The sequence below is a fragment of the Actinomadura soli genome, from assembly GCF_005889715.1.
Classification (GTDB): Bacteria; Actinomycetota; Actinomycetes; order Streptosporangiales; family Streptosporangiaceae; genus Spirillospora; species Spirillospora soli.
In genome coordinates this window covers 17,649-28,078 of record NZ_VCKW01000107.1, presented here as the reverse complement: position 1 = coordinate 28,078, position 10,430 = coordinate 17,649, and the positions used below count along the sequence as shown (strand labels likewise).

At 70.5% G+C, this 10,430-nt stretch carries 11 protein-coding genes; 7 read left to right on the top strand and 4 right to left on the bottom strand.

Going from position 1 to position 10,430, the window contains the following annotated elements; all coding sequences use genetic code 11:
• Window positions 1-304 precede the first annotated feature (304 nt).
• The 3 genes from rpsR to ETD83_RS21175 all read left to right on the top strand — a co-directional run bounded on the left by rpsR (window position 305) and on the right by ETD83_RS21175 (window position 2,039).
• Window positions 305-541, top strand: coding sequence for a 30S ribosomal protein S18 (gene rpsR, locus ETD83_RS21185; RefSeq protein ID WP_019631633.1), 237 nt, complete (start codon window positions 305-307; stop codon window positions 539-541).
• Between the two features lie 16 nt (window positions 542-557).
• A complete protein-coding gene (rplI, locus tag ETD83_RS21180) occupies window positions 558-1,004 on the top strand; it encodes a 50S ribosomal protein L9 (RefSeq protein WP_138646876.1) in 447 nt (148 codons plus the stop codon).
• Between the two features lie 165 nt (window positions 1,005-1,169).
• Window positions 1,170-2,039: a peptidoglycan recognition protein family protein gene (locus ETD83_RS21175; protein ID WP_230421056.1), complete on the top strand. Its 870-nt coding sequence runs from the start codon at window positions 1,170-1,172 to the stop codon at window positions 2,037-2,039.
• Between the two features lie 61 nt (window positions 2,040-2,100).
• On the opposite strand, the gene ETD83_RS21170 is transcribed toward ETD83_RS21175, so the two are convergent.
• Both ETD83_RS21170 and ETD83_RS21165 read right to left on the bottom strand, forming a co-directional pair.
• Window positions 2,101-2,289 carry a hypothetical protein gene (locus ETD83_RS21170; RefSeq protein ID WP_052357975.1) on the bottom strand — a complete coding sequence of 63 codons (189 nt, stop codon included), beginning with the start codon at window positions 2,287-2,289 and terminating at the stop codon, window positions 2,101-2,103.
• Window positions 2,290-2,508: 219 nt separating this feature from the next.
• The gene (locus ETD83_RS21165; RefSeq protein ID WP_138646875.1) at window positions 2,509-3,834 is read right to left on the bottom strand and encodes an MATE family efflux transporter; all 1,326 of its coding nucleotides are present in this window, start codon (window positions 3,832-3,834) and stop codon (window positions 2,509-2,511) included.
• A 338-nt stretch (window positions 3,835-4,172) separates the two neighbouring features.
• Between ETD83_RS21165 and dnaB the strand changes: the two genes are divergently transcribed.
• Window positions 4,173-6,932, top strand: coding sequence for a replicative DNA helicase (dnaB, locus tag ETD83_RS21160; RefSeq protein ID WP_138646874.1), 2,760 nt, complete (start codon window positions 4,173-4,175; stop codon window positions 6,930-6,932).
• Between the two features lie 46 nt (window positions 6,933-6,978).
• Here dnaB and ETD83_RS21155 read toward each other — a convergent pair whose 3' ends face one another.
• On the bottom strand, window positions 6,979-7,827 hold the full coding sequence (locus tag ETD83_RS21155; RefSeq protein WP_138646873.1) for an ABC transporter permease: 849 nt from the start codon (window positions 7,825-7,827) through the stop codon (window positions 6,979-6,981).
• Entirely contained in the window at window positions 7,824-8,483 is a 660-nt protein-coding gene (locus tag ETD83_RS21150; protein WP_329602920.1) for an ATP-binding cassette domain-containing protein, read from the bottom strand. Before ETD83_RS21150 ends, ETD83_RS21155 begins: the two co-directional genes overlap by 4 nt.
• Here ETD83_RS21150 and ETD83_RS44670 point away from each other — a divergent pair.
• The 3 genes from ETD83_RS44670 to ETD83_RS21140 all read left to right on the top strand — a co-directional run bounded on the left by ETD83_RS44670 (window position 8,478) and on the right by ETD83_RS21140 (window position 10,354).
• Window positions 8,478-8,921: a hypothetical protein gene (locus ETD83_RS44670; protein WP_230421058.1), complete on the top strand. Its 444-nt coding sequence runs from the start codon at window positions 8,478-8,480 to the stop codon at window positions 8,919-8,921. The two genes, ETD83_RS21150 and ETD83_RS44670, sit on opposite strands and share 6 nt — an antisense overlap.
• 40 nt (window positions 8,922-8,961) lie before the next feature.
• Complete coding sequence (locus ETD83_RS21145; RefSeq protein ID WP_138646872.1) at window positions 8,962-9,390, top strand: MmcQ/YjbR family DNA-binding protein; 429 nt, start codon at window positions 8,962-8,964, stop codon at window positions 9,388-9,390.
• Between the two features lie 76 nt (window positions 9,391-9,466).
• Entirely contained in the window at window positions 9,467-10,354 is an 888-nt protein-coding gene (locus ETD83_RS21140; RefSeq protein WP_138646871.1) for an NmrA family NAD(P)-binding protein, read from the top strand.
• The last annotated feature ends 76 nt before the right edge of the window (window positions 10,355-10,430 follow it).

The window sequence follows — 10,430 nt, the reverse complement described above, 5'->3', positions numbered from 1 at the left end:
GCTTCGGCGGCGGCCAGCAGGGCGGGGGCGGTGCCCCGGCCGACGACCCCTGGGCCACCAGCGGTGGCGGCGGCGGTGGCGGCGGCGGGTACTCCGACGACCCGCCCTTCTAACCGCTGACCTCCCGGACCGTTCCGGTCGGCCGCTTCAGCCGGCCGGAGCACCGGAGCACCGGCATGCCGCATGCCGGTGCGCCACGGGCCCTTCGGACCTCCGGAGCGAATCGCCGCTCCGTGCACGACCAGCAAGATCAATGACAACGTCCATTCCCGCGTGAGCGGGGCTCTCCCAAAGGAGCACCACGATGGCGAAGCCACCTCCCCGCAAGCCGAAGAAGAAGGTTTGCGTTTTCTGCCAGGAGAAGATCTCCTACGTCGACTACAAGGACACCGGGCTGCTGCGGAAATTCATCTCCGACCGCGGCAAGATCCGCGCCCGGCGGGTGACCGGCAACTGCACTCAGCACCAGCGGGACGTCGCCACGGCGATCAAGAACGCCCGCGAGATGGCGCTGCTGCCGTACACCAGCACCGCGCGCTGAGGCAGGGGGAAAGACGATGAAGCTCATCCTGACCCAGCAGGTCTCCGGGCTCGGCGAGCCCGGTGACGTCATCGAGGTCCGCGACGGCTACGGCCGCAACTACCTCGTCCCCCGCGGGTTCGCGATCAGGTGGACCCGGGGCGCCGAGAAGGAGATCGAGTCGATCAAGAAGGCGCGTTCGGCCCGCGAGATCGCGACCGTCGAGCACGCCAAGGAGGTCGCCGGGCAGCTCAAGGCGCTGCGGGTGACGCTGCGCACCCGCAGCGGCAGCGGCGGCCGCCTGTTCGGCGCCGTGACCGCCGCCGACATCGCCGAGGCGGTCCGCGCCGCCAACGGTCCCGACCTGGACCGCCGCCGCATCGAGATCGGGAACCCGATCAAGACGATCGGCACGCACCGGGTCAGCGTCCGCCTGCACAGCGACGTCAACGCCACGATCGACGTCAACGTCGTCGAGGCCTGACACACGTCGTCCGCCGAACGGCCCCCGCGTCCCTCCGGGCGCGGGGGTCGTCGTGCTTCTCCGCGTTTCATGTGAAACGTCCGCGAACCGCCCTGGGTTTGTTCTATCCGCAACCGTCCGGCTACGTTCCGTAAGAAGATCCTTACGGGGTGAAAGGGGACGATGGTGAACGCGTGTTCGGAGGACGGTGCGGACGCCCGGGAACGCGACCGTTCGCCGGTGACGCGCCGGACGCTCATCGGCGGCGTCGGCGGCGTCGTGGGGGCCGGGCTGCTGGAGATGCTGTCCGCGGCGCCTCCCGTCCAGAATGAGGCCATGGCTGCCGATCTTTCCGCCGGTGATACCGGGCTGGGACGCGCCGGGCCGGGCGAACGCCCGGAAACCGGCGAACACGTCCTTTTCACGGCGGACGCTCCGCGCATCTACACCCGCGAGCAATGGAAGGCCCGCTCACCGCGGCGTGCCGCGAAGGTGATCGGCCGCCGTCCCGACCACATCGTCGTGCACCACACCGCCACGCCGAACTCCAAGGACGCTTCGCGCGCCCATGCCTTCGCGCTGTCCCGGCTCATCCAAGACATCCACATGGACAGGAACCGCTGGGACGACGCCGGGCAGCAGCTCACCATCAGCCGCGGCGGCATCGTGATGGAGGGCCGGAACAGAAGCCTCAAGGCCATCCGGAACGGTGGCCTCGCGATCGGCGCGCAGGTCCTGCACCACAACGAGCACACGATCGGGATCGAGAACGAGGGCACGTACATGAAGAAGGCGGTCCCGCGCCGCCTGTGGGGTTCGCTGGTGGAGGTGTGCGTCTGGCTGTGCCGGGCGTACGACCTGGAACCTTCCAAGGCCATCGTCGGGCACCGCGACTACAACAGGACCGCCTGCCCGGGCGACGTCCTCTACGCCCGGCTGCCCGCCCTTCGCCGAGCCGTCGCGAAGCGTCTCGACGGGGCGTCGGGGCAGTCCGACAACGCCACCGGAGACGACGGGATCCTGCCGATCCTCCCTCCCTTGGACGACCTGACCTGAGGCACCCTTCGCCCGGTGTCGCCAGTGGTCGTGGGGTGCGATGTCAGATCTCGGGGCCTGGTCAGGTTTCGGGGGTGGTGTAGCGCGTGCGGCGGCGGGCGATCTCGGGGTCGATGCCCTCGACGAGCGACCAGATGCCCGCGACCCGCTCCACCAGGGTTTCGGGGGGCAGCCCGGCCAGGCCCTCCGCCGCCAGGTCGTCGATCGCCTGCGTCAGCCGGGCCATCCGCTCGCCGTGCGTGGAACACATGTTCGAATAGTAGCGAGTGTGATGGCCGGTGCGCGTGCGATTAGCGAAATCGGCCCCTCGGCGCCGCGCGTCCCCGGGCGACCGGCGCCAACCGTCCCCGGGCGGCTGACGCCAGCCGTCCCTGGTCGGCCGGGCATGCGAATCGCCCCTGGTCGGCACCCTGCGTCCTGGTGGTCGATGTCTGCGTGGGGTCAGTAGCGCGGCAGTTGCGCGTGTCCGTCAGCGGACGGCGCCTGTCACCATCCAGCGGTCGCCGCGGGCGCGCAGGCCCAGGGTGAGCATCCGGGTCAGCATCCACAGGCCGATGGCCGCCCAGAGTCCGGTCAGCCCTGCGTCCGCCCGGTAGAGGACGATCGCGGCGGGCAGGAAGACGGCCGTCGCGACGAGCGTGGTCACCGCGAGATAGGCGCCGTCGCCCGCGCCGATCAGGATGCCGTCCAGGACGAACACCACGCCCGCGACCGGTTGCAGCACGGCCACGATGAGCAGTGAGGCGAGCAGCAGATCGCGGACGCCGTCGTCCGAGGTGAACAGGCCGGGCAGCCAAGGCCGGACCGCGAGGATCGCCAGCCCGAAGACCACGCCGCAGACGATGCCCCACCACACCATCCGCCGCGTGACGGCCCGCGTGCCCGCGCGGTCGGACGCGCCGAGGTAGCGACCGGTGATCGCCTGACCGGCGATCGCGATGGCGTCGAGCGCGAACACCAGCAGCGTCCACACCTGGAATCCGACCTGGTAGGCGGCGATCTCCTCGTCGCCCATCCGCGCCGCGACCGACGTCCCGACGATCAGCACGATGCGCAGCGCGGCCGTCCGGACGAGCAGGCCGAAGCCCGCCGTCGCGGACGTCCTCAACCCGCCCATGTCCGGACGAACCGGAGCCCCGTACCGGCGGGCCGCCCGCAGCACGACGGCGACGTAGACGGCCGCGCTGGCCGTCTGCGCGACCACGGTGCCCCACGCCGAACCCGCGATCCCCCAGTCCAGGACGAGCACGAACACCACGTTGAGCAGCAGGTTCACCGAGAACCCGCCGATCGACACGAGGAGCGGCGTCCGGGTGTCCTGCAGGCCGCGCAGCACGCCCGTCCCGGCCAGGACGATCAGCATCGACGGGATCCCGAAAAGGCTGACCCGCAGATAGGTCTCGGCATATGGGGCGACGTCAGGGGACGCGCCGAACGCGCCCACCACCTCGGGGACCAGCGGCAAGCAGACCACGATCAGCGCCACGCCGATGGCGAGCGCGAGCCACATCCCGTCGATGCCCTGCCGGACGGCCGCGCGCAGATCCCCGGCGCCGACCTGCCGTGCCACCCCGGCCGTCGTCCCGTAGGCGAGGAAGACGCACAGGTAGACGAGCGTGGTCAGGGCCTGACCGGCGACTCCGAGCCCGCCCAGCGGTGCGGTTCCGAGATGCCCGACGATCGCCGAGTCCGACAGCAGGAACAGGGGTTCGGCGACGAGCGCGCCGAAGGCCGGCACGGCGAGGCGCAGGATCTCGCGGTCGTGCGCGGACGCGAGCCGCCGGGGAGTGGACACCGCGTCGAGGCTACCAGCCTGTAACTCACATAAAAACTTCACACCTTACATCGCCCGGGATGGCGAACTTATTTTCCCGCACACCCGGTGGACGACGTTTCCGCACTTCAGAGCGCTGTCGTGCGCGTCGGTCGCGGAGAATCCACAAAGTTGTCCACAGGTCGTGCACAACGGAATCGGCGTGTCTGCACAGGCGGTCCACAGGTTCGTCCACAGGACGCTTTGCTCCCGGCCGCGTGGCCTCGGGAGAATGTCGGACGCTTCAGGTAGACGTGGGATGAACGGTCGGCGATGAGGCGGACGGGGCCGCCGGCGACCGAGATGAAGGGGGTGCGACGGTGAGCGTGGCCGAGATCGGACCGTCCGAACCCGAGTTCGAACGCACCCCTCCGCATGACATCTCCGCCGAACAGGGCGTCCTCGGCGGGATGCTGCTCTCCCAGGACGCCATCGCCGAGGTCGTCGAACTTCTGCGCACGCCCGACTTCTACCGCCCGGCGCACCAGATCGTCTACGACACCATCCTCAACCTCTACGGCCGCGGCGACCCCGCCGACGCCGTCACCGTCGCCGGCGAGCTCACCAAGAACGGCGAGATCGGCCGCATCGGCGGCGCGCCCTACCTGCACACCCTGATCTCCCTCGTGCCCACGGCGGCCAACGCCGGGTACTACGCCAAGATCGTCCATGAGCGGGCGATCCTGCGGCGGCTGGTCGAGACCGGCACCCGCATCGTCCAGATGGGCTACGCCGCCGACGGCGCCGACGCCGACGAGGTCCTCGACCGCGCCCAGGCCGAGGTCTTCGCCATCGCCGAGAAGCGCGCCGGCGAAGACTACGTCGCCCTCAGCGAGATCATGCCCGGCGCCCTGGACGAGATCGAGGCGATCGGCAGCCGGGGCGGCCAGATGGTCGGCTGCCCCACCGGCTTCGCCGACCTCGACGCCCTCACCAACGGCCTCCACCCCGGCCAGATGATCGTGGTCGCCGCCCGACCCGCCATGGGTAAGGCGGTTTGCCTGAAAACTCCGCTTCCAACCCCCTCGGGGTGGACCACCATGGGCGACGTGTCCATTGGTGATCACTTGATCGGAGCGGACGGCGAACCGACCCGCGTCGTCGCCGCGACCGACGTGATGCACGGCCGTCCCTGCTACGAGATCGAGTTCTCGGACGGCGAGGTCATCGTCGCCGACGCCGAGCACCAATGGCGTACCACCGCTTGGCCCGAGCTTGACCTGCGTCCCCACCATCGGAACGAGGTGACCGGGAGCTGCCGGGAGCCAGCTTTGACCGAGTCTCGCCGATCCGGCGTCGACGTCGCACCAGGCGTCGACATGGTCTGGGATGGCACCTACACGCTGGACGGGCAGCATCGGCTCAAGGCGCTGACGGCGCTGACGGCGCTGACCAGATTCCGCGCGGCCCCGCGTCCGGTCGTTCAGGAGCAGGTCGGTTATGCCGACGCCCTCCCTGACCGCCGACGTCCCGAGCACCTGATGCACCGGGTGCCCAGAGTCCGGCGTGCATCCGCGCAGCGAAGCGGCGTTTCCACCGGCCAGCGGGTCGGATCCGCTGGGAAGGTCTCCGCCCCCTCGCCCCCCGGCGAGCACGCGCGGCCGAGGCGGGAGAACGCGGCGCGGCGCTCGCCCTGGAAACAAGCGACGACGCGTCAGCCGCGCATCAGGACGACCGAGGAGATCTTCGCGACGCTGCGGCGCGGCGCGGCCGGACGGACGAGCCACACGGTCGAAGTGGCGGCCCCGTTCCAGCTTCCCGTGGCCGCCCTGCCCGTCGAGCCGTATGTCCTGGGCGCCTGGCTGGGCCGCGGTGACGGTGACGGCGGCCGGCTCACCGGTTTCGAGGACGAGGTCGCCGCGGAGGTCGAAGCGGCGTGCGGGCGAACGTCCGGCGAGGAGTCGCCGGGGCGGTACGAGCTTTCCGGGCTGCTCGACCAACTCGTCCAACTCGGCTTGGTGCACGACAAGCACATCCCGAGCGTCTATCTGCGGGCCTCCGGGGGGCAGCGGCGGGCGTTGCTGGCGGGTCTGCTCGATACAGCCGGGCGCGTCTCGGAGACCGGGCGGGTCCAGCTCGGATTCGCGGGCAGGCGGCTGGCGGAAGACGCGCGCGAGTTGATTCTCAGCCTCGGCCATCGAGCGACGATCACGCCGAAGCGGATGGAGGGGGATTCGGGCGAGACCTCCGTCCGCTACCAGATCGAGTTCACACCCGCGGAGACGGTGTTCCGGGTGCCGGGTAAGGCGGCGCGGCAGCGCGATGTCGTCCATCCGAAGGCGCGGGTGCGGTACATCGTGGACGTCCGGCCGGTCGAGAGCGTGCCGGTTCGGTGCGTCCAGGTCGACAACGTCGACCATATGTACCTGGCCGGACGGTCCTGCATCCCGACGCACAATTCCACGCTGGCGCTCGACTTCGCGCGGGCCGCGTCGATCAAGCATGGGCTGGCGTCGGCGTTCTTCAGCCTGGAGATGGGGCGCAACGAGATCACGATGCGGCTGCTGTCCGCGGAGGCGCGGGTGGCGCTGCACGCGATGCGGTCCGGCACCATGCAGGACGAAGACTGGACGCGCCTCGCCCGCCGGATGAGCGAGGTCGCCGAGGCCCCGCTGTTCATCGACGATTCGCCCAACATGTCGATGATGGAGATCCGCGCCAAGTGCCGCCGGCTCAAGCAGCAGCACGACCTGCGCCTGGTGATCGTCGACTATTTGCAGCTGATGACGTCGGGGAAGCGCGTCGAGAGCCGCCAGGTCGAGGTGTCGGAGTTCTCCCGTTCGCTGAAGTTGCTGGCCAAGGAGCTGGGCGTCCCGGTCATCGCGCTGTCGCAGCTCAACCGAGGTCCCGAGCAGCGAACGGACAAAAAGCCCATGGTGTCCGACCTGCGCGAATCGGGATCGATCGAACAGGACGCGGACATGGTGATCCTGCTCCACCGGGAGGACGCCTACGAGAAGGAGTCGCCGCGCGCCGGTGAGGCCGACCTGATCGTGGCCAAGCACCGTAACGGCCCCACCGCCACCGTGACCGTCGCCTTCCAGGGGCATTACAGCCGCTTCGTCGACATGGCCCAGTAGCCGGCAGCCCGTACGGCCGCTGCGCGGGTCTGTGCTGCGTAGAGGGTCAGTGCTGCTTGGCGTAGAGGCGGAGGGTGAGCGGGGCGCATATCGCGGTGAGGGCGGCGGTCGCGATGAGCGTCCAGGCGAGTGATCCGCCGGTGCCGCCGGTGTCGTTCATCAGGTCCCTGGCCGTGGTCGCGACATGGCTGAGCGGGTTGACGTCGACGAAGGTCCGGAGCCGGCCGGGCATGGTTTCGGGTTCGACGAAGATGTTGCTGGCGAACGAGAGCGGCATGAGCACGACGTTGGCGATGCTGATGACGACGGCCGGGTCGCGCACGAGCAGCGCCACCGCGGCCCACAGCAGGGACAGGGCGAGCCCGAAGGCGACGATCACCGCGACCGCGGCGAGCACGCCCGGTGCACCGCCGTCCGGCCGATAGCCCATGATCAGTCCGAGGACGACCACGATGGCGGACGCGAACAGGTAGCGGGCGGCGTCGCTGAGCAGGCCGCCGAGCACGAAGGCGCCGCGCCAGACGGGCAGGGAGCTGAGGCGTTCGAAGACTCCGGTCGTGACGTCCTGTGCGAGGCGGGCGCCGCCGTACATGGTGACGATGGCGATGCTCATGCTCAGCGTCCCGGGCAGGAGGTGTTCGAGGTAGGCGCCGGGCGAGCCGCTGACGGCGCCGCCGAACAGATAGGTGAACAGCACGGTGAACAGGATCGGGATGGCCACCGAGTCCACGAGCTGTTTGGGGTCGTGCTTGATCTTGAGCAGGGCGCGGCGGCCGAAGGTCGCGGACGCGGTGAGCGCCCGGGGGCGGCGGCGCGGCCGGGTCGCGGCGAGGAGGAGGTCGATCTGGTGGGTCTCCGCTACGGCGGGGTGCGAGACGGCGGCCGGGCTTCTCATGCGCTCACGTCCTCCTGGTCGGTGGTGGCCGTCAGGGCTAGGAAGGCTTCGTCCAGGGTGGGCTGGCCGAGGGTGACTTCGGCGACCGCTACCTGTGCGTCGGCCAGGCGGGTCATGGCGTGGCCGATCAGGCGGGCCACGTCCGTCCGGCCGGTCGGTAGCGGGATGGACAGGGCGAGGGGATCGGCCGCTGGACGGACCGTTCCGTCCAGGGCGGTGGCCAGCACCTGGTGCGCTCGCGGACGCTGATCGCCGTCGAGGAGCCGGACGTGCAGCGTGCCCGGGCCGACTCGGGACTTGAGCTGGGCGCTGGTGCCTTCGGCCACGACCCGGCCCCGGTCGATGACCGCGATCCGCTCGGCGAGCTGGTCGGCCTCGTCGAGGTACTGGGTGGTGAGCAGGACGGTGGTGCCGGCCGTGGCGATCCGGCGGACCAGCTCCCACACCCGGCCGCGGCCGCGCGGGTCGAGCCCGGTGGTCGGCTCGTCCAGGAACAGCAGGTCAGGGGTCACGATCAGGCCGGCCGCGAGGTCCAGGCGGCGGCGCATCCCGCCCGAGTATCCGCCGACCGGGCGGTCGGCCGCGCCGGTCAGGTCGAAGCCGCTGAGCAGGTCGCCGGCTCGCCGCCGGCAGGCGGCGCGGGACAGGCCGTGCAGGCGGCCGAGGACGGTCAGGTTCTCGTATCCGGTCAGGTCGTCGCCCTGCTCGACGACGCCGGCCTCGACACCGCCCCGCCCGCCGACGCGCTGGCCCGGCTCCTGGACGCCGGGTGGCGGTTCATCGACCGCTATCCCCTGGTGCTGAACCCGACCTTGACCGGAATCCCGCGTCCCAAGACCAACGACCCTCACGACGTCGTCCCGCCGCGGCTCGAGCGGCTCATCCGGCGAGGCCAGGCGGCGGGCGACTTCGACCGTTCGCCTCCCGCCGCCTGGCTCGCCGCCGCCGTCATCGGACTCCAGCACGCCGCCGCGGCGGAAGTCACCGATGGACGCCTCACCGCCGATGAGGCGGCGGCGTTGTGCTTGGAAAGCACTCTGCGCCTCTGCGGTGGCGGAAGTGGTGGTGACCGGTCGACCGCGAGCGGTCAGTGACGGCGGCTAGGCGCCGGGCAGGCAGGTCTACGCTGCTGGTATGTCGGTAGGAACGCGCCGCGCCAGGGTCGAGGACGTCCATGAGCTGGCCCTGGGGATGCCGCACGTCACGGTCGAGCACGGGAAGGGCGAGAACCCCGTCTACCAGGTCGGCGGCAAGTCGTTCGTGTTCTTCCGCACGCCCCGTCCGGACGCGGTCGATCCGGACACCGGCGAGCGCTACCCGGACGTGATCGTGTTCTGGGTCCCGTCCGAGTCCGACAAGCTCGCGCTGGTCCAGGACGAGTCGTCGCCGTTCTTCACGACACCGCATTTCAACGGCCACCGGTCGGTGCTGCTGCGGGCGAGCCGGATCGGTGAGCTCACGCTGCGGGAGCTGACCGAGATCGTCCAGGACGCGTGGCTGTCCCAAGCGTCGCGCAAGCGAGGGAAGGATTGGCTCGACGCCCACCCGGACCCGGCCGAATAGGTACTGAACGCGGTCAGGTGGTGTCCGCATTGGTTCGTAGGTTCTGGGGACCAGTACGAACACAAGGGGGTACCAAATGATGATCGTCGTCACCACTCCGACCGGGCATGTCGGGTCCCGCGTGGTGCGGTTGCTGCTGCAGGCCGGTGTCCGGCCGCGGGTGCTGGTCCGCGACCCGGGGCGGCTGGACGCGGCCACCCGCGACCGCGTCGACGTGAGGCGCGGCGACCTGACCGACGCGGCGTTCGTGCGCGAGGCGACGGCCGGTGCGCGGACGGTCTTCTGGGTCGATCCGACCCCGCACTCGTCCGAGGACCCGATCGAGACGTCCGACCGCACGGCCGACCCGCTGATCGAGGCGGCCCAGGCCGGGGACGTCGCACGCGTCGTCCTGCTGAGCAGTGTCGGCGCGGAGAAGCGTCACGGAGCCGGGCACATCGACGGGCTGGCCCGGATCGAGGAGCGGCTCGACGCCACCAGCGCCGACACGCTCCACCTCCGCTGCGCCTACTTCTTCACCAACCTGCTCATGGACCTGGACGGCCTGGCCGGCGGCGTTCTGACCACGCCGTTCCACCCCGACGTGCCCATGGCGTGGGTCGACCCGCGCGACATCGGGGACGTCGTCGTCGCACGCCTGCTCAACGACGACTGGAAGGGCCACGAGATCCAGGGCGTCCACGGCCCTGAGGACCTCACGTTCCAGCAGGTCGCGGCCGTTCTCACCGAGGCGCTGGGCCGGACGATCCGGCTCGACGTCGTCGGCGAGGACGACGTCCGGGGAGCGCTGCGCTCCGCCGGGCTGAGTCCGGGCGCCGTGGAGGGCATCGTCGGCATGTCCGCCGGGACCCGCGACCTGGTCCCCGAGCAGCCGCGCGACGTCGTCACCACGACGCCCACGACACTCGCGGCCTGGGCCTACGCCCATCTGCGCCCAGCCGTCCTCAAAGCCGCCGCGGGCTGAACCACTTCCGGGCAGATCGCGTTGTGTGATTGGTCGGTCATTGTGCGCACATGCGTCCTAGACTGAGCGGCTCTCC

Coding starts and splice junctions, on each gene's coding strand:
- rpsR (WP_019631633.1), top strand. CDS start 305: ATGGCGAAGCCACCTCCCCGCAAGCCGAAGAAGAAGGTTTGCGTTTTC.
- rplI (WP_138646876.1), top strand. CDS start 558: ATGAAGCTCATCCTGACCCAGCAGGTCTCCGGGCTCGGCGAGCCCGGT.
- ETD83_RS21170 (WP_052357975.1), bottom strand. CDS start 2,289: ATGTGTTCCACGCACGGCGAGCGGATGGCCCGGCTGACGCAGGCGATC.
- ETD83_RS21155 (WP_138646873.1), bottom strand. CDS start 7,827: ATGAGAAGCCCGGCCGCCGTCTCGCACCCCGCCGTAGCGGAGACCCAC.
- ETD83_RS21145 (WP_138646872.1), top strand. CDS start 8,962: ATGTCGGTAGGAACGCGCCGCGCCAGGGTCGAGGACGTCCATGAGCTG.
- ETD83_RS21140 (WP_138646871.1), top strand. CDS start 9,467: ATGATGATCGTCGTCACCACTCCGACCGGGCATGTCGGGTCCCGCGTG.